Raw genomic sequence first — 18,539 nt, forward strand, 5'->3', positions numbered from 1 at the left:
GGCCAGGCGCTGGTTGGCTGAGCACCACGCCTTTACACTCGCCCGTCTGGTCTTGCCTGGCATAAGGAGGGACGCCGTATGCGCATCGATCTCAAGGCAGGGCTGCTGGCCTGTTTGTGCAGCTGGAGCGCGGCCGCGTCGGCGGCGCTGGACGCCCAATTGCTGCAGGTGCAGCGGGCCGAGGTGCAGATGCTGCGCACCGGCACCGAGCTGTTTGTGCACCGCGGCGAGGGTGGTCATGCCGAGTTGACCGCCAGGGTCGAGGCGCAGTTGCTGGCCTTCAAGGACAGCCTGGCACGGCTGGAGGCGGCGCCCTTGTCCGGCGAAAGCCGGGCCCTGCTGGAGGCCCTGACCCCGCACCGGCTCGCCTTTGAAATCAAGATACTCGAGGGCCTGGTTTACGATCCGGCCTCCCCGGAATTGCCCTGGCAGTTCAATTTCGAGTTCGCCAGGGTGCAGCGCGCGCTGTTGCTCGGGCTGGAGCGCCTGGGCCGCCAGGCGCAACAAGCCCATGCCATGACGCCCCTAGAGCTGCGCCTGCTGGACTTGCCAGCGAAAATCCAGTCGCTGGCCAGCCGCTATACGGCGCGTGCCTATATCGGCGATATCGACAGCGGCCCGGACGAGCCGGCGCATTACCTGAGTCAGGACATCGATGCGCTGGCCAGCAGCATCGACGCCGACCTGCTGGCCCTCGAGCAGGGCCTGGGTCCTGGGCCGGCCCGCGAGGCCTTGCGGCCGCTGGCGACGCGCTGGAAGTTTATCCGCGGTCGTTTGCTCGACTATCAGGACAACCTGGCGCCCTTGGTGGTGGCGCGCCAAGCCGGGGAAATGGCCGAGGGCCTGCTGCGCCTGCAGGCGTTGTAGTCCGCCTGACAGCCTCGCCCGAGGCTGGCCGTGTTCACCGAGTCTCCACACAATCACCACGCAGGCTGCAAACGGCCGCCACCTGCGCCGTCGATGCTCAGCCCCTGTACCACTTTCCTGCAGGGGTTCCCTTATGCCGTATCTGCCCGCCCGCGCCGTTGCAACGCTGCGCCTGTTGTTCGCCACGCTACTGCTGGCGCCACTCGCCGCCCAGGCCCAGGCTGAGCCTGACGGCGATAACAGCCAAAGCCCGTACTTTTCGGTGCACAGCGACGATCCGGCCAACGACCGCCTGCCGCTCAAGTCGACCCAGGTGCGCGCCCGGGTGCTCGGAGTGATCGCCGATGTGACCGTCACCCAGCACTACCGCAACGAAGGCAGTCGGCCGCTGGAGGCGCAGTATGTGTTTCCGGCGTCGACGCGGGCGGCGGTCTACGCCATGCAAGTGCGCATCGGCGAGCGTCAACTCAATGCCAGCATTCGCGAAAAACAGCAGGCCAAGCAGGAGTACGAGGCCGGCAAGCTGGCCGGCAAGACCTCGGCCCTGCTCGAGCAGCACCGCGAGAACGTCTTCCAGATGAATGTGGCCAATATCCTGCCCGGCGACGAGGTGGCGGTGGAGCTGCATTACACCGAGCTGCTGGTGCCCACGGACGGCGTCTATCGGTTCGTCTTTCCCACCGTGGTGGGGCCGCGTTACAACGGCGCGCTGGCCACCGGCAGCGGTACCGCCGAGCCCTGGATCGCCACGCCCTATCAGTGCACTGCCGCCACAACTGATGCTGTCGGAGCTGCGGCAATAGACGAGTCTGCGCCGGTCTTCGATCTGCAGGTGCAACTGGCCACACCCACGCCGGTGCGGGAGTTGGTCTCGCCCAGCCATGCCATCGACATCGATAAAGGCGCCGACAACCAGTCCCGGGTGCGGCTGGCCGCGGCTACGACGATTGCCAACGACCGCGATTTTATTCTCGACTACCGCCTGGCCGGCGACCGCATCGAAAGTGGCCTGCTGCTCTCCAAGGGCTCCGAGGAGAATTTCTTCCTGGCCCTGGTAGCGCCGCCCAAGGCGGCGCCGAGCCAATTGATAGTCCCGCGCGAGTACCTCTTCGTGGTGGATATTTCCGGCTCCATGCACGGCTTCCCCCTGGACACCGCCAAGGTCCTGCTGCAACGCCTGCTCGCGGGCCTGCGCCCGTCCGATAGGTTCAACGTGATGCTGTTTTCGGGCAGCAGCAGCCTGCTGGCGCCCGACTCACAGCCGGCCAACGCGGACAACATCGCACGCGCGCTGACCCTGTTGGACACCGAGATGGGCAGCGGCGGCACCGAACTGCTGCCGGCGCTACGCCAGGCACTGGCGGTCCCCGGCGACCAGGAGCGTGCGCGCAGCTTCGTGGTGATCACCGATGGCTTCGTCACGGTCGAGCGCGATGCCTTCGAGCTGGTGCGCAAGCACCTGGACCAGGCCAACCTGTTCGCCTTTGGCATCGGCAGCTCGGTCAATCGCCAATTGATCGAGGGATTGGCGCGCGCCGGCCAGGGCGAACCTTTTGTGGTGCTGGATAAAGCCTCGGCGGCCGAGCAGGCCGAGCGTTTTCGCCGGATGATCGACGCACCGCTGCTGACCCATGTGCAGGCGCGGTTCGAGGGGCTGGACACCTATGAGGTCGAACCACCGGCCCTACCGGACCTGTTCGCCCAACGTCCATTGGTGCTGTTCGGTAAATGGCGCGGCGAGGCCAAGGGCCGCCTGTTGATCGAGGGCCAGCAGGCTGGCGGTGCCTACCGGGTCGAGTTGCCGATCCGCGCCGACCAGGCCCAGGCCGAGAACCAGGCACTGGCGTTGCTCTGGGCGCGCCATCGGGTGGCCAGCCTGACCGACCAGGAAACCCTGGAAGGTGATTTTGCCTACAGCCAGGCGATCCTCGACCTCGGCCTGAAATACCACCTGCTGACCCCCTACACCTCCTTTGTGGCGGTGGACGAGGTGGTGCGCACCGCCCCCGGCACTAGTCCCGCGGCCACCCCGCAGCCGTTGCCGTTGCCCCAGGGCGTCAGTCCCCTGGCGGTCAGCCCGCTGACGGTCGGCGCGGCGGTCCCCAGTACGCCCGAACCCAGCACCTGGGCCATGTTGCTGATCGCCGCCCTGGGCGGGCTGCTGCTGCACCGCCGCGGTCCTCGCGGCGCGGGGGGAACGGTCTAGGACGGGGGTTATCCAACCTCCACGAGGCCAGACTCCGGTCTTTTGTCCTGTGTGCCGTTCGGCCAGGTGGCTGCCGTTCTGGAGTCGCGTTTGGTGATCGTCAACCGCCGTTCAACCCGTCGAGGAACTCGTTATGGCAACTTTAGATACCCATGTCACCGAACGCCGCCACCTGGCGGACCGCCGTGTCGGCGGCGCTCGCACCCTGAATGCCTTGGACTGGATCGCCTTGCTGCTGGTGATAGTCGGGGGCCTCAACTGGGGCCTGGTCGGCCTGTTCAACACCGACCTGGTGGCCACCCTGTTCGGGCCCATGAGCCCGGTATCGCGGGGGCTGTATTGCCTGGTCGGCCTGGCTGGGCTCTATGCGATCTACCTCTGCGCGCGACTGGCCAGCAAACCCTGGCACTGACTGTCTCGCGCTCCTGGGATAGGCCCGGTTTCCGGGCCCATCCGCGACGTCTTCCGGTTACCCGCGACACCGACAGGTGCGTGCCACGCCCTGGCGCGCGGGTGTGCACACTCGATCAGGACATCTGTTTATGCGGTCTTTATTAAACCTGTACCTGCCAAGGTGCACGTCGTGGTCTGAGCGGACGGGTGCCTGCTGGCTGCTCTTGCCATTGCTGGCGCTGTGGCCGGTCTGGCTGTGGAGCGCCCGGCGCCTGGGCGACGGCTCCGACGACCCCTTGGGTCTGGTGGCCCTGCTCTGGTTACTGGTGGCGCTGTGGCGCGCCCGCGACACACTGCAGCCGTCGCCGCGTCTGGCCTGGTTGAGTCTGGCGCTGTGCCTGGCGGCGCTGGCCAGCCTGCCTGCGCTCGGCCTGCCGGCCCTGCTGCGGGCCGTGGTGGCGGTGCTGGCGGTGTTTTGCGGGCTGCTGGCCGTGCGTCGTGCCCAGCAGCCCGTGTTGGCCTGGCTGGGTTTGGCGATCCTGGCCCTGCCCATCCTCTCGTCCCTGCAGTTTTTCGCCGGTTATCCCCTGCGCCTGGTCACCGCTCAGGCCAGTGCCGGCGTGCTCGGCGCCTTCGGTCTGGACGTGATCCGCCAGGGCACCACGCTGGAAGTGGGCGGCCGCCTGGTGATGGTGGATGCGCCCTGTTCGGGGATCCAGATGGCCTGGGTTGCCTACTTCACCGCGTGCGCCACGGCCACCTGGCTGGGCCTGGGCGACCGGGCGTTCGCCCGCCGGTTGCCGCTGCTGGGCCTGATGGTGCTGGGCGGCAATATCCTGCGCAACACCCTGCTGGTGCTGCTGGAATCGGGCTGGTTCAGCGGGCCGGCCTGGGCCCATGAGGCGATCGGCCTGCTGGTGTTCGCCGGGGTCTGCGCCCTGGTCCTGGTCTATATGGCCGGTGCGTCGCCAGGGGTGGCTCCGCCCCGTGTGGCGCCGGCCCCCCCGGTGGCGCCTGCCACGCGCCGCGCCGCGCCGCGCCTGCGGGCCGCCCTGGCGTTGGGCTTTCTCGGCGTGGCGTTGTTGCCGGCGCTGCGCGCGCCGGCGGAACCGGTGGCGCCCGCAGCCTATGTCGAATGGCCCCGGCAGTTCGCCGGGCGGACGCTGCGCCCTTTGGCCTTGTCGGCGGTCGAGCAACGTTTCGCCGAGCAGTTTCCCGGGGCCATCGCCCGTTTTACCGATGGCCAGCAGCAGCTCAGCCTGCGTCATGTCACGGCCGCCACCCGCAAGCTGCACCCGGCCGCCGACTGCTACCGGGGGTTGGGCTACCGGATCCGCGATATCGCCCTGGAAAGACGCCCCGACGATGCCCGGCAGGGCCTGCAGCGCTGTTTCGTGGCCGAGCGCCGGGGGGCGCGGATACGGGTCTGCGAGTACATCGAGGATGCCCGGGCGCGGACCTTCAGTGACACCTCGGCCTGGTATTGGGCGGCGCTCAGCGGCCAGTCCGAGGGCCCCTGGCGCGCCGTGACCCTGGCACGCGCGTTTTAGAGTTCGTTGCCTGCGCGAACATGGCGGGCTGGGGGCGCCAGGGGGTAGGTTCGGCCCCTGGTCGTAGGAGCGCCCCATGGCCGCGGGGCGCGGGCGCCGTGGGCGATCCCCTTGCCCCGTCGGGATCACTGATAGCCGGCTGCCAGTGCCGGCGGGACTGGGGTATACTCGCCGGCTTTCACAAAGTTTCGTCAGCGAGTGCCCAAAGCCATGGAAATCAACCCGATCCTGAACACCATCAAGGACCTGTCCGAGCGCTCCCAGACCATTCGGGGGTATCTTTGACTACGATCACAAACATGATCGTCTGACCGAAGTAAACCGCGAGCTGGAAGATCCGAACGTCTGGAACAATCCGGAGTACGCCCAGAACCTGGGGCGTGAACGCGCCCAGCTGGCACAGATAGTCGAAACCCTGGACACCATGAGTGCCGGCCTGGGCGATGCCCGCGAGCTGCTGGACATGGCTGCCGAGGAAGAGGATCAGGGCGCCGTCGACGACGTCGTCGCCGAGCTCGAGCGCTTGCGCACGGCCCTGGAAAAGCTCGAATTCCGCCGGATGTTCAGCGGCGAGATGGACCCGAACAACGTCTACCTGGATATCCAGTCCGGCTCCGGGGGCACCGAAGCCCAGGACTGGGCCAATATCCTGTTGCGCATGTACCTGCGCTGGGCCGACAAGCGCGGCTTCGAGACCGAAATTATCGAACTGTCCGCGGGCGAAGTGGCCGGCATCAAGGGTGCCACCGTGTATATCAAGGGCGAATACGCCTTCGGCTGGTTGCGTACCGAGATCGGCGTGCACCGCCTGGTGCGCAAGAGCCCCTTCGACTCGGGCAACCGCCGGCACACCTCGTTCTGCGCGGTGTTCGCGTCGCCGGAAATCGACGACAACATCGAAATCGACATCAACCCGGCGGACCTGCGTACCGATACCTACCGTTCCTCCGGTGCCGGCGGCCAGCACGTGAACACCACCGACTCGGCGGTGCGGATCACCCACGTGCCGACCAACACCGTGGTCCAGTGCCAGAACCAGCGCTCTCAGCATGCCAACCGCGATACGGCAATGAAGATGCTGCGGGCTAAGCTGTACGAGCTGGAAATGCAGAAACGCAACGCCGCCTCCCAGGCCCTGGAAGACACCAAGTCCGATATCGGCTGGGGTCACCAGATCCGCTCCTACGTGCTCGACCAGTCGCGCATCAAGGACCTGCGGACCGGGATCGAGCGCAGCGATTGCGACAACGTGCTGGACGGCGACCTGGACGAGTACCTCGAAGCGAGCCTCAAGCAAGGCCTGTAACACAAGACAGCGTCCCCGCAAGGGGACGACGGGGGTGCGGGGGCTGGTGCGACCGCCGGCTCGCCCCTCCGCCCACGCCTCTTCCCGACGGGAAGAGCGGACGAACCGGTGATGGAATCCTGACGAAATGAGCGACCAACAACCCGATCTGCATGCCCTGCAACAGGAAGAGAACAGCCTGATCGCCCTGCGCAAGGAAAAACTGGCCGCCGAGCGTGCCAAGGGCCAGGCCTTCCCCAACGATTTCCGCCGTGACAGCTACTGCGCGGACCTGCAGACCCGTTATGTGGACGCAAGCAAGGAGGAGCTGGCCGCCGCGGCAATTCCGGTCAAGGTGGCCGGGCGGCTGATGCTCAACCGTGGCTCCTTCCTGGTGCTGCAGGACATGAGCGGCCGTATCCAGCTGTACGTCAACCGCAAGACCCTGGCGCCCGAGCTGCTGGAAGCGGTCAAGCATTGGGACCTGGGCGATATCATCGCCGCCGAGGGCACCCTGGCGCGTTCCGGCAAGGGCGACCTGTATGTCGAGATGAGCAACGTGCGCCTGCTGACCAAGTCGCTGCGTCCGCTGCCGGACAAGCACCACGGCCTGACCGACACCGAAACCCGTTACCGCCAGCGTTATGTCGACCTGATCGTTAATGACGAGACCCGTCAGACCTTCCGCGTGCGCTCCCAGGTGATCGCCCATATCCGCACGTTCCTGATGCAGCGCGATTTCCTCGAAGTGGAAACACCGATGCTGCAGACGATTCCCGGCGGTGCGGCAGCCAAGCCCTTCGAAACCCATCACAATGCGCTGGACATGGGCATGTACCTGCGCATTGCGCCGGAGCTGTACCTCAAGCGCCTGGTGGTCGGTGGTTTCGAGCGGGTGTTCGAGATCAACCGCAACTTCCGTAACGAAGGCGTTTCGACCCGGCACAACCCCGAGTTCACCATGCTCGAGTTCTACCAGGCCTATGCCGACTACGAAGACAACATGGACCTCACCGAGGAGTTGTTCCGCGAGCTGGCGCAGCTGGTGCTGGGCACGACCGACGTGCCGTACCAGGGCAAGGTGTTCCATTTCGGCGAACCCTTCGTACGCCTGTCGGTGTTCGATTCGATCCTCAAGTACAACCCCGAGCTGAGTGCCGAGGACCTGCGCGATATCGACAAGGCGCGGGCCATCGCCAAAAAAGCCGGGGCCAAGGTGCTCGGCTTCGAAGGCCTGGGCAAGCTGCAGGTGATGATTTTCGAAGAGCTGGTGGAGCACAAGCTGGAGCAGCCGCACTTCATCACCCAGTACCCCTTCGAGGTTTCGCCGTTGGCGCGGCGCAACGATGACGATCCGAGCGTCACCGACCGCTTCGAGCTGTTTATCGGCGGCCGCGAGATCGCCAACGCCTATTCCGAGTTGAACGACGCCCAGGACCAGGCTGAGCGGTTCCAGGCCCAGGTGGCCGACAAGGATGCCGGTGATGACGAGGCCATGCACTACGACGCCGACTTCGTCCGCGCCCTGGAGTACGGCATGCCTCCAACGGCAGGCGAGGGCATCGGCATCGACCGCCTGGTCATGCTGTTGACTGATGCGCCGTCGATTCGTGACGTGATTCTCTTTCCGCACATGCGCCCGCAGGCCTAAGTTAAATCAGCCGCCTCCGGGCGGCTTTTTTATGGCCGCTGGGCCGACTGTTTGTTACCTGGGGTGCGGTTTGGTGGTCTAAGAGGTGCCTGTCCAATCCCCGTAGTGTTCAAGCCAGAGGAATACCCTGCCGTGACCCGCCCGTCCGTTCCAGAGAGCGCGGCCCATGTGGCCAATGCCGTCGCCGAAAGTGTCCAGTACCAGGGACGCAAAGCCAGTCGCCAGGGAAGCGAACAACGCCGTCAGGCCATTCTGGATGCCGCCATGCGGCTGATCGTGCGCGAAGGTGTGCGCGCGGTGCGCCATCGCGCGGTGGCGGCCGAGGCCGCCGTGCCGCTGTCGGCCACCACCTACTATTTCAAAGACATCAATGACCTGATCACCGATACCTTCGCCCAGTTCGTCGAGCAAAGCGCCGCCTACATGGCGGAGTTCTGGAAGAGCACCCAGGGCCTGCTGCAGGCCCAGGTGGACAAGCTCGATGGCACCCAGGCCTCCCGTCGCCTGGTGGCCGACGAGATCGCCCGGCTGGCCGTGGAATACGTGCGGCACCAGCTGCTGACCCGTCGCGATGACCTGATGGCCGAGCAGGCGTTCCAGCAGGAGGCGCTGCTCAATCCGCGCCTGCATGCCCTGGTCCGGGCTCATCGGCAGATTTTGCTGCAGGGCGTCACGCATTTCTTCCAGGTATTGGGCTCGCATCAGCCGGAGCAGGATGCCAAACTCTTGACCGGCATTATTGTGCGGATGGAGTATCAGGGCCTGCTCGACGGCGTCGAGCACCTGGACAGCGAGGAAATGCTGGCCATCCTCAAGCGCTACCTGTATCTGGTCATGGGGCTCTGAGCCCCGCCCGTTGCGTACCGCCGCCCGGCGGTCGCGGCGCACAAGGAGAACACGATGAAAGCCTGGCGCGTAGTGGTCGCCTTGTCCTTCCTGCTGTTGAGTGGTTGCCTGGTCACCTTCAAGGATCCGATTCCGGCTAACGAGGCCGCGCCCATTCCGCTGTTGGGGGAGTGGACGCGCAAGAACGAGTGGGGCGAGCAGCTGTACCTGGAAGTCAGTCGTGCCGGGTCCAACCTGTACAAGGCCAAGTCCTATGTGGACAGCCCGGACAACCTGGCCAGTCTGGAGGAGTTCGGCTTCACCGTAGCCCATCACGGCGATCGTTGGTACCTCTCGGCCGGCTTGAGCAAGGCCCTGGGGGGCAACTTCGCCATTGCCGGGTTCGAGCTGACCACGGACAACGAGCTGCTGGTCTACAACCTGGACGTCGAGCGGATCCTCCAGGAAGTCGGCCAGGGTCGCCTGCAGGGTCAGGCGGTGGAAACCAGCCAGGGCGAAGGTGCGTTGGTCACCACGCCGCTGGAGCAGGTCATGGCGTACCTGGACGATCCGGCCAACTCCGACGTGTTCGTCGAGGTGGCGCGGTACCAGCGCGACGGGCAGTAGCGGTCTTTTTCAGCAGGGAATCCCCTGTGCGGTCCAGACGAATGAGGGGCGGATGACCATTCACAAGCCGTTGGACGGGTATCAACTGATCATTCGCGGGCTGTCCGACCGACTGGTCGAGGCCCAGACACCGATCCGCATCCTCGATGCGGTCAAGTGGGATGATGGCATCCGCGCCGAGTTCCTCAAGGGCGGCGGCAAGGTGCTGCCGAAGGTCGACCGGGACTATTACCTGAGCCGGCCGCTGGCCTTCGACGCCGACGCGAAGAAGCTGGAGTTCCAGAACATCGAGCGGGACATTACCCGCCAGCTGGGTCAGTTCAACCCGGTCGGGCAGATCATGCGGCGCATGTGCAAGGAATACCGCATGGTCATCCGTATGCTCGAGGCCCGTGGCACGCCGGACTTCGGGCTGATCTCCCAGGAGCTCTACGGCGCGGCCTCGGATGCCTTCCACGCCGGCGACCCGACCCTGGCCGACCTGGGCCTGATGTTCTCCGATTTCCTGAACAATATCGCCCTGCGCGGCGACCTCAAGGACGAACCCAAGACCCTCAACGCCGAGCAGGCCGTCAGCCTGTTGCAAAGCCGCCTGAACACCGTGTTCGGTGAGGAGGAAGGCACCATTCGCGTGTTCGAGTCCGACGGCATCCTTGCCGATGCCGCGGCGGGCGCCGACTACATCAAGATCCGCAGCGACGCGGTGTTCAACGAGCGTGACGTACGGGCGCTGGAGGTGCACGAAGGGCTGGTGCACGTGGGCACCACGCTCAACGGGCAGAACCAGCCGATCTGCACCTTCCTGTCCAAGGGCCCGCCGTCGTCCACGGTGACCCAGGAGGGGCTGGCGATCCTGATGGAAGTGATCGCCTTCGCTTCGTATCCGACCCGCCTGCGCAAGCTGACCAACCGGACCCGGGCCATCCATATGGCCGAGCAGGGGGCCGATTTCCTTCAGGTGTTCGAGTTTTACCGCGACCAGGGTTTCAGCCTGGAGGACAGTTACGGCAACGCCAACCGGGTGTTCCGCGGCTCGACCCCCGACGGCTTGCCCTTCACCAAGGACCTGTCCTACCTCAAGGGTTTTATCCTGATCTACAACTATATCCAGCTGGCGGTGCGCAAAGGCAAGCTCGAGCAGATCCCGCTGCTGTTCTGCGGCAAGACCACCCTGGAAGACATGCGCACCCTGCGCCAGCTGGTGGACGAGGGGCTGGTGACGCCGCCCAAGTTCCTGCCGCCGCAGTTTCGCGACCTTAACGCGCTGTCGGCCTGGATGTGTTTCTCCAACTTCCTCAACCACCTGAGTCTGGATCGTATCGAAGCCGACTACGCGAATATCCTCTAAGGCCTGTGAATGCGCTCCTGTGTCATTCCCGCGAAGGCGGGAATCCAGGGGTTTGAGCGGGTGAAGCTGGCGACAGGGCCCAAGCGCTTTCGGCCGGTGCCCTGCTGATGCGGCAACGTGCACCTGCCCTGGATACCCGCTTGCGCGGGTATGACGGTGTATGGGGGGGATTGCAGGCGTCGGTTCGGGTTCGGGGCTGGCCGACAGGGAGTCGCTGGTCGCAGTGACAGCCTGGCCATGGGCATGACGGCGCAGGCGTCCCGCGTCTGCCTCACGCAGGCGCTTTCTTGTCGTTCCCCGCGAAGGGTCTCTTTCGTCATTCCCGCGAAGGCGGGAATCCAGGGGGTTGAACGGGTGAGGGGACCGACGCGCTCAACAGCGCCTTGCTCGTGTCCGGCTGAAGCGATGGCGTCGCCAGCACTGGATACCCGCCTGCGCGGGTATGACGGTGTATGGGGGTGGGATTCCAGGCGTCGGTTCGGATTCGCGGCTGGCCGATAGAGAGTCGCCGGTCGCAGTGACAGCCTGGCCATGGGTATGACGGCGCAGGCCTCACGTCTGTCCCACGTAGGCGCTTTCTTGTCGTTCCCCGCGAAGGGTCTCTTTCGTCATTCCCGCGAAGGCGGGAATCCAGGGGTTTGAGCGGGTGAGGGGACCGACGCGCTCAACAGCGCTTGCTCGTGTCCGGCGCAAGCGATGGCGTCGCCAGCACTGGATACCCGCCTGCGCGGGTATGACGGGTCTAGTCCGGGCTTCGCGGGCGCAGCGGTGCCGCCCGGACTGGATGCGGACCTGCGCGGGTATGACGGTGTATGCGGCCACCCGCGATTGAACCCGTGCCCAGGCCCCAGGGACTAATGCGGGCGAGCAACCCGCCCGCGGCAGGCGATGGCCCAGGCGGTTATGCTGGGCGACCATTCCTCGGCGTTCTCCTCAGGTAACCCTTATGGCCAGCCATACCCTCGACTACGAAATCCTCGGCACGTCGGCACAATGCGTGGAGATCATCCTCGATCCCGGTGAAACGGTGATCGCCGAAGCGGGCCTGATGAACTACATGACCGATGGCATCCGTTTTGATACCCGCATGGGTGACGGTTCGGCCAGCGGCGTGCTCGGCACGCTGTGGAGCATGGGCAAGCGCCTGATCACTGGCGAATCGCTGTTCATGACGCATTTTTCCAATGGTGGCAAAGGCCAGGCCCGGGTGGCCTTCGCCGCACCCTATCCGGGCACCGTGGTGCCCATCGCCCTGAGCGAAGTCGGCGGGCGCCTGATTTGCCAGAAAGACGCCTTTCTGTGCGCCGCCCACGGCACCGAGATCGGCATCAGTTTCACCAAACGCCTGGGCGCAGGCTTTTTCGGCGGCGAGGGTTTTATTCTGCAGAAGCTCGAAGGCGATGGCCTGGCCTTTGTTCACGCGGGTGGCTGCGTGATTCGCAAGGAGCTGAATGACGAAACCCTACGCCTGGACACCGGCTGCCTGGTGGCCTTCACCGACGGCATCGACTATGACATCCAGTTGGCCGGCGGCCTGAAAAGCATGCTGTTCGGCGGCGAGGGCATCCTGCTCGCCACCCTCAAGGGTACCGGCAGCGTGTGGATCCAGAGCCTGCCGTTTTCGCGCCTGGCCGAGCGGATCTACGAAGCGACCTTCAAAGCGCGCGAGGAAACCCGCCTGGCTGCGGAGAAGGACAAAGGGAAAGCCTAGATGAACGCCTGGCGATTCCCGCGCCGGTCGCCGCTGCGCGCGGCCTGGCTCCTGGGTCTGACGCTGCTGCTGGGGGGCTGCGACTCGCTGCTGTTCTACCCCGAGCGGCCGCTGCCGATAACCCCGGCCAACGCTCACCTGGCCTACCGCGACGTCTTTATCGAGGCCACCGACGGCACACGCCTGCACGCCTGGTGGTTGCCCGCTCAGGCCGGGGTGCCGCTGCGCGGGACCGTGCTGCACCTGCATGGCAATGGTGGCAACGTGGCCTCGCACCTGGGCGGCAGCTGGTGGCTGCCGGCCCAGGGTTATCAGGTCCTGCTGCTGGATTACCGTGGCTATGGCCGTTCCGAGGGCCAGGCCGGATTACCGGCGGTGTACCAGGACCTCGACGCGGCCTTTGCCTGGCTGCAACAGGCACCGGAGGCGCGGGGGCGGCCGTTGTGGGTGCTCGGGCAGAGCCTGGGCGGCGCCCTGGCCGTGCGTTACCTGGTCGAGCACCCGGCGCAGCGGGCCGGGGTTTCGGCCATGGTGCTCGACGGCGTGCCGGCCAGTTACCGCGACGTGGCGCAGTGGGCGTTGAGCGGCAGCTGGCTGACCCGGCCGCTGCAGGTGCCCTTGTCCTGGCTGGTGCCCGATGGCGACAGTGCCATCCGGGCCATGCCGCAGCTGACCGGAGTACCCCTGTTGATCTTTCACAGTCGCGATGATCGGGTCGTGCCCCTTTCCAACGGGCTGCGCTTGTATCAAGCTGCGCCGCCGCCACGGGCCTTCCAAATCACCCGTGGCGGCCATGTACAGACCTTCGCCGAACCGGCCTGGCGCGCGCTGATGCTGCGGTTTCTCGACGACCCGCAGGCGGTGATGGTGCGACAGCCGGTGCCAGGCGGGCCTGAAGACACCTCTGACGAGCGGACCGACGAGAAATCCCATGAGCCAAGTTAACCCCATCCCCCTGATCCTGACCGGTATCGGTAGCATCTGCGCCACCGTGTTTGTGCTCTGGCAGTACGGCTACCTGCATATCGCCAAACCGGAGGATGCGCTGTTGCTGTCCGAGTTCACCATGCTCAAGACCGTGCCCGGGGAGGACTACAAGGTCTCGCTCAAACCAGCAAACCAGGTGGCCCAGTGCGTCGATGGCGTGCTGGTGTTGTTCGACCTGGAACAGCATGGCCTGACCGGGGTGCTGGTCGATTCGCGCAAGCAGGCGGTGCGCTGCGTCGGCCAGGAAACCCCGAAAGCGGACGGCGCGGCCGTTACCCCCTGAGGGTTGCTAACGAGCAGAACTGAAAAACCCGCCAACAGGCGGGTTTTTTTGGCGCGAAAGACTCAGTAGGCGCTGAGGCTGGTCCGCGGCGCTACGGCTTTACCGTCGTTGGAAATGGTCACTTCCACCCGGCGGTTCATGGCCCGGTCGGAGGCGTTGTCATTGCCGGCGATCGGGAAGTCCTTGCCGTAGCCCATGGCGACGATGCGCGCCGGGCTGACACCCATCTTGATCAGGGCGAAGCGCACCGAGTTGGCGCGACGCTCCGACAGGCTCTGGTTGTGCGTCGCCGAGCCGGTGGCGTCGGTGTGGCCCTCGATGATCACCTGGCGCTCCGGATACTGTTGCAGGAACTCGGCCAGGGTCTGCACGTTGCGCAGGCCGTTGGGCTTGAGCTCGGCGCGGTCGACGTCGAACAGCACATCGCCGAAGGTCACCAGGGTGCCACGGTCGGTCTGCTTGGCTTGCAGGTCCTTCTGCAGTTTGGCGATTTCCTGGTCACGGGCCTGGATCTGCGCGTCGCGTGCGGCCAGGCGGGTTTCGGCGCGCTGGGCGGCGGCACCCTCGAGGGCAGCTTCGGCGTTTTTCAGGTTGATGGTCTGCTTGGCCACCTCGACCCGCTGGTTGGTCAGGTAGGCCAACTGGTCGACCTGCTGCTGGTCGGCGTCGTTGCGGAAGGCCTGGTCGGCCTTGCCCAGCCAGTCGGCGGCGTCCTTGGTTTCCAGGGCGGCCAGGGTGCTGGCCTGGGGGTTGCTTTGCAGCGCGCTGTAGTTGGTGCGCGCCTGCTCCAGGTTGACGTTGGGCTGGTTGGCGCAAGCGACCAGGCCCAGGCTAAGGGTCAGGAGCGTGGGGATCATCAAATATTTGTGCATGGCTCATTCATCCTAAATTCAGCGAAAACAACGGGCGGAGTGCGGCGGCTCAAGGAGCGCTGCGCAGGCTTTCCTCGCGCAATTCCTCGATGCCCTGTTGCGCATCTTGAACAGCCTTCTCGGCTTTGGCCGCTTGCGATTTACGCTCGGCGACCCGCGCATCCCACTCGGCCTGTTCGGCCAGACGCTTGGCTTCTTCGTAACGCTGGTCCTGCATGGCGCGATCGGCCTGGCTCAACTTGTCCTGGGCAGCCTTCATCTCAACCGCGGCGTATTCCGGGCCGCCGGCGCTGACCGCGCTGTTGACCGCCGATTGGCTGACGGCGAACTGTTCGGTCGGCGGGTTGCCGGCACAGCCGGCCAGCAGCAGCGCGCTGCCCAGGGCCAGCCCGGCCAGCTGCAGGCGTCGCAGCGACTGAGACCCACGCAGTGTCTTGACGGTGCTTGTGTTCATGGTGATTAACTCCATTGGTATAACTGACGATTTTTTCCATCATTGGCATTGGGCCAATGCGCACTGCTGCGCTGGCAAACGGCAGGAGCGAGCAAATCGCTTGAGGCGCTGACGCTGCGTGCCGTGACAGTTGCTAGGATGATGGCCAAACAAAATCGTTCAGGTTTTTTGACGCCAAGCTATCGATCTGGGCAATTCAGGCAGGCATGCGCCGTCGCCCGCGCCGCCGTGGGGACGGGCGGGTCGCAGCGGTGGGGGTCAGTGGCTGGCGGCGTCCGCGGCGGCGCCCAGTTCACGCAGGTGCTTGCGCGACAGCGCGAGGAAACGTGGCGTCGGGCCGATGTCTTCGTAGAGCGGGTCGCCCTGTTCGTCAGTGGCCACCACCTTGCTACCCTTGACGTAGGGCAGGCTGGCCTCGAGCTCTTCGAGGGCCGCTCCGATCAATTCGCCGAGCAGGGCCTCGGGGCTGCGTTTGGGGTACATCTCGGCCAGCGCGGCCAGGCGCGCCGCGGCTTCCAGGTCCAGGTGCACCTGATAGGGGCTGCGGGTCAGGCGTCCGCTGGCATTCTGTTCCCATTGACGGACTAGATCGCGAATCTTCATAGGCACCTCGTGCAGTACCCACTCGTGGTGGGCGGTGGACGGCAGCCGGGCTGCCGCATGTGTCTTGCGCAGGCGCCTCATGGGCCCCTACCTGGTCAAGCCTAGACGGCCGCGCCGGAATGGGTGCGCACACGTCGCACCCTTGTAAGAAGTTGGCGTGCTGGGCACTCTTGGTACTCCAGGAGAGGAGGCGGCAGTCATGGCAGAGATCGACGCGCGTTTGCGCGAGAGCGTTCACCAGCTCGGCGAGTTGCTCGGCAACACCATCCGCGACCAGCACGGCGCGGCGTTTCTCGAGAAGATCGAGCGTATCCGCAAGGGCGCCAAGGCAGCGCGCCAGGGCTCCAGCGCCGGTGCCGAGCAGTTGACCAGCGGCCTCGACGATCTGGGCGAAGATGAACTGCTGCCGATGGGCCGGGCCTTCAACCAGTTTCTTAACCTGGCCAATATCGCCGAGCAGTACCACCGGGTGCGCCGCCGCACGGCGGGCGAGCCCGAACCGTTCGAGAGTCGGGTGCTGCCCGAGCTGCTGGCCCGCTTGCAGGCGGACGGCCACAAGGGCGAGACGCTGGCGCGCCAGCTCGGCCGGCTGGACATCGAGCTGGTACTGACCGCGCACCCGACCGAGGTCGCGCGACGCACCCTGATTCAGAAATACGACGCCATCGCCGCCGAGCTGGCCGCCCAGGATCACAGCGACCTCAGCGCAGCCGAGCGTCAGCTGGGCAGCGAACGCCTGCAGCGGCTGATCGCCGAGGCCTGGCACACCGAGGAGATCCGCCGCGTGCGGCCGACGCCGGTGGACGAGGCCAAATGGGGCTTCGCGGTCATCGAGCACTCCCTCTGGCAAGCGCTGCCGAAGGTCCTGCGCGCCACCGACCAGGCCTTGCACCGGGCCACCGGGCTGCGCTTGCCACTGGAGGCGGCGCCGATCCGCTTCGCCTCCTGGATGGGCGGTGACCGCGACGGCAATCCCAATGTGACGGCGGCGGTGACCCGCGAGGTGCTGCTGCTGGCCCGCTGGATGGCCGCCGACCTGTACCTGCGTGATGTCGACCAGTTGGCGGCGCAGTTGTCCATGCAGCAAGCCAGCGCCGCGCTGCGCGCCCGCGCGGGCGACAGCGCCGAACCCTACCGTTTTGTGCTTAAGCAGCTGCGCGAACGGCTGCGGGCCACCCGCGGCTGGGCGCAGCGCGCGCTGGACGGCGCGCAGGCGGCGTCCAGCGAGGTGCTGCAGGACAACCGTCAGCTGCTGGAGCCGCTGCAGCTGTGTTTCGATTCGCTGCATGACTGCGGCATGGGCAGCATCGCCAACGGTCCGTTGCTCGATTGCCTGCGTCGCGCGGCGACCTTCGGTCTGTTCCTGGTGCGCCTGGACGTGCGTCAGGATGCCACCCGGCATGTCGCGGCGTTGACCGAGATCACCGATTACCTGGGGCTCGGGCGCTACGCGGACTGGGACGAGGAGGGGCGCATCGCCTTCCTGCTGCGCGAACTGGACAATCGCCGGCCATTGCTGCCGGCGCACTGCACGCCCTCGGCCGATACCGCCGAGGTGCTGGCCACCTGCCGCGAGATTGCTGCCGCGCCCGCCGCCTCGCTGGGCTCTTACGTGATTTCCATGGCCGCCGGTGCCTCCGACGTGCTGGCCGTGCAGTTGCTGCTCAAGGAGTGCGGGGTGTTGCGGCCGATGCGCGTGGTGCCGCTGTTCGAAACCTTGGCCGACCTGGATAACGCCGGTCCGGCGATCGACCGCCTGCTGGGCCTGCCGGGCTATCGCGCCCGCCTGCATGGGCCCCAGGAGGTGATGATCGGCTACTCCGACTCGGCCAAGGATGCCGGCACCACCGCCGCCGCCTGGGCCCAGTACCGGGCCCAGGAAACCCTGGTGCAGGTGTGTCGCGAACATCAGGTCGAGCTGTTGCTGTTTCACGGCCGCGGCGGCACCGTGGGGCGTGGCGGCGGTCCGGCCCATGCGGCGATCCTGTCGCAGCCGCCGGGTTCGGTGAACGGGCGTTTTCGCACCACCGAACAGGGCGAAATGATTCGTTTCAAATTCGGCCTGCCGGACATCGCCGAGCAGAACCTCAACCTGTACCTGGCCGCCGTGCTGGAAGCGACCCTGCAACCGCCGCCTGCCCCGGAGCCGGCGTGGCGAGCGCTGATGGACCGACTGGCCGCCGACGGGGTGGCGGCCTACCGCGCGGTGGTGCGTGAGCACCCGCAATTCGTCGCCTATTTCCGCCAGGCCACGCCCGAGCAGGAGCTTGGACGCCTGCCCTTGGGCAGTCGCCCGGCCAAGCGCCGCGAAGGCGGGGTGGAAAGCCTGCGGGCTATCCCCTGGATCTTCGCCTGGACCCAGACCCGCTTGATGCTGCCAGCCTGGCTGGGCTGGGAGCAGGCCCTGGGCCAGGCCCTGGAGCGCGGTGATGGGCCGTTGCTGGCGCAGATGCGCGAGCAATGGCCGTTTTTTCGCACCCGCATCGACATGCTCGAAATGGTCCTGGCCAAGGCTGACGCCACCATTGCCGGGCTGTACGACGAGCGGCTGGTCGAGCCTGCGTTGCTTCCTTTAGGTGCACAATTGCGCGACCTATTGTCGCAGGCCTGTACGATCGTACGGGGGCTGACCGGGCAAACCCAGCTGTTGGCACACAGCCCCGAGACCCTGGAGTCGATCACCGTGCGCAACACCTACCTGGACCCCCTGCACCTGTTGCAAGTCGAGCTGCTGGCCCGCGCCAGGCGGCGTGAAAGCCCGATCGAGGGGCCCCTGGAGCAGGCGTTGCTGGTCAGTGTGGCGGGTATCGCGGCGGGGCTGCGCAACACCGGCTAGACCCCTTTGCGGGCCTGGCAAAGGCCCGGTTTATCCGACTT

At 66.1% G+C, this 18,539-nt stretch carries 16 protein-coding genes; 13 read left to right on the forward strand and 3 right to left on the reverse strand.

What is annotated here, in order from left to right; all coding sequences use genetic code 11:
• The first annotated feature begins 78 nt into the window (after positions 1–78).
• The 12 genes from ABWY06_RS07340 to ABWY06_RS07395 all read left to right on the forward strand — a co-directional run bounded on the left by ABWY06_RS07340 (position 79) and on the right by ABWY06_RS07395 (position 13,733).
• The gene (locus ABWY06_RS07340; RefSeq protein WP_353924909.1) at positions 79–867 is read left to right on the forward strand and encodes a hypothetical protein; all 789 of its coding nucleotides are present in this window, start codon (positions 79–81) and stop codon (positions 865–867) included.
• 133 nt (positions 868–1,000) lie between these two features.
• Positions 1,001–3,073, forward strand: a complete 2,073-nt coding sequence (locus tag ABWY06_RS07345) for an XrtQ-dependent VIT and vWF-A domain protein (RefSeq protein WP_353924910.1) — start codon at positions 1,001–1,003, stop codon at positions 3,071–3,073.
• A 133-nt stretch (positions 3,074–3,206) separates the two neighbouring features.
• On the forward strand, positions 3,207–3,485 hold the full coding sequence (locus ABWY06_RS07350; RefSeq protein ID WP_353924911.1) for a DUF378 domain-containing protein: 279 nt from the start codon (positions 3,207–3,209) through the stop codon (positions 3,483–3,485).
• A gap of 130 nt (positions 3,486–3,615) precedes the next feature.
• On the forward strand, positions 3,616–5,016 hold the full coding sequence (xrtQ, locus tag ABWY06_RS07355) for an exosortase Q, long form (RefSeq protein ID WP_353924912.1): 1,401 nt from the start codon (positions 3,616–3,618) through the stop codon (positions 5,014–5,016).
• A gap of 210 nt (positions 5,017–5,226) precedes the next feature.
• Positions 5,227–6,322 (forward strand): peptide chain release factor 2 gene (gene prfB / locus ABWY06_RS07360; protein ID WP_353924913.1). Its coding sequence is split into 2 segments (ribosomal slippage): positions 5,227–5,298 and positions 5,300–6,322, totalling 1,095 coding nucleotides; the frame shifts between segments, so codons are not numbered across the junction.
• Between the two features lie 127 nt (positions 6,323–6,449).
• Complete coding sequence (lysS, locus tag ABWY06_RS07365) at positions 6,450–7,952, forward strand: lysine--tRNA ligase (protein ID WP_353924914.1); 1,503 nt, start codon at positions 6,450–6,452, stop codon at positions 7,950–7,952.
• A gap of 132 nt (positions 7,953–8,084) precedes the next feature.
• Positions 8,085–8,798 carry a TetR/AcrR family transcriptional regulator gene (locus tag ABWY06_RS07370; protein WP_353924915.1) on the forward strand — a complete coding sequence of 238 codons (714 nt, stop codon included), beginning with the start codon at positions 8,085–8,087 and terminating at the stop codon, positions 8,796–8,798.
• 54 nt (positions 8,799–8,852) lie between these two features.
• Positions 8,853–9,404: a hypothetical protein gene (locus tag ABWY06_RS07375; RefSeq protein ID WP_353924916.1), complete on the forward strand. Its 552-nt coding sequence runs from the start codon at positions 8,853–8,855 to the stop codon at positions 9,402–9,404.
• Positions 9,405–9,456: 52 nt separating this feature from the next.
• Positions 9,457–10,752, forward strand: a complete 1,296-nt coding sequence (locus tag ABWY06_RS07380; protein WP_353924917.1) for a flavohemoglobin expression-modulating QEGLA motif protein — start codon at positions 9,457–9,459, stop codon at positions 10,750–10,752.
• A gap of 946 nt (positions 10,753–11,698) precedes the next feature.
• Entirely contained in the window at positions 11,699–12,463 is a 765-nt protein-coding gene (locus ABWY06_RS07385; protein ID WP_353924918.1) for a TIGR00266 family protein, read from the forward strand.
• Positions 12,464–13,408 (forward strand): alpha/beta hydrolase, encoded by a 945-nt coding sequence (locus ABWY06_RS07390; protein WP_502948165.1) that lies wholly within the window; start codon positions 12,464–12,466, stop codon positions 13,406–13,408.
• A complete protein-coding gene (locus tag ABWY06_RS07395) occupies positions 13,395–13,733 on the forward strand; it encodes a PA3694 family proteiin (RefSeq protein ID WP_353924919.1) in 339 nt (112 codons plus the stop codon). The genes ABWY06_RS07390 and ABWY06_RS07395 overlap by 14 nt, the downstream gene beginning before the upstream one ends.
• Positions 13,734–13,795: 62 nt before the next feature.
• On the opposite strand, the gene lptF is transcribed toward ABWY06_RS07395, so the two are convergent.
• From lptF to ABWY06_RS07410, 3 genes are all read right to left on the reverse strand, one after another.
• Positions 13,796–14,605: a lipotoxin F family OmpA-related lipoprotein LptF gene (gene lptF / locus ABWY06_RS07400; RefSeq protein WP_353924920.1), complete on the reverse strand. Its 810-nt coding sequence runs from the start codon at positions 14,603–14,605 to the stop codon at positions 13,796–13,798.
• Between the two features lie 49 nt (positions 14,606–14,654).
• Complete coding sequence (locus ABWY06_RS07405; RefSeq protein ID WP_502948166.1) at positions 14,655–15,074, reverse strand: DUF4398 domain-containing protein; 420 nt, start codon at positions 15,072–15,074, stop codon at positions 14,655–14,657.
• A gap of 243 nt (positions 15,075–15,317) precedes the next feature.
• Positions 15,318–15,662: a pilin assembly protein gene (locus tag ABWY06_RS07410; RefSeq protein WP_353924922.1), complete on the reverse strand. Its 345-nt coding sequence runs from the start codon at positions 15,660–15,662 to the stop codon at positions 15,318–15,320.
• Between the two features lie 199 nt (positions 15,663–15,861).
• Here ABWY06_RS07410 and ppc point away from each other — a divergent pair, with 199 nt between their 5' ends.
• Positions 15,862–18,498 carry a phosphoenolpyruvate carboxylase gene (gene ppc / locus ABWY06_RS07415; protein ID WP_353924923.1) on the forward strand — a complete coding sequence of 879 codons (2,637 nt, stop codon included), beginning with the start codon at positions 15,862–15,864 and terminating at the stop codon, positions 18,496–18,498.
• The last annotated feature ends 41 nt before the right edge of the window (positions 18,499–18,539 follow it).

Origin of the sequence: Pseudomonas sp. (assembly GCF_040514055.1) — a bacterium.
Lineage (GTDB): Bacteria > Pseudomonadota > Gammaproteobacteria > Pseudomonadales > Pseudomonadaceae > Aquipseudomonas.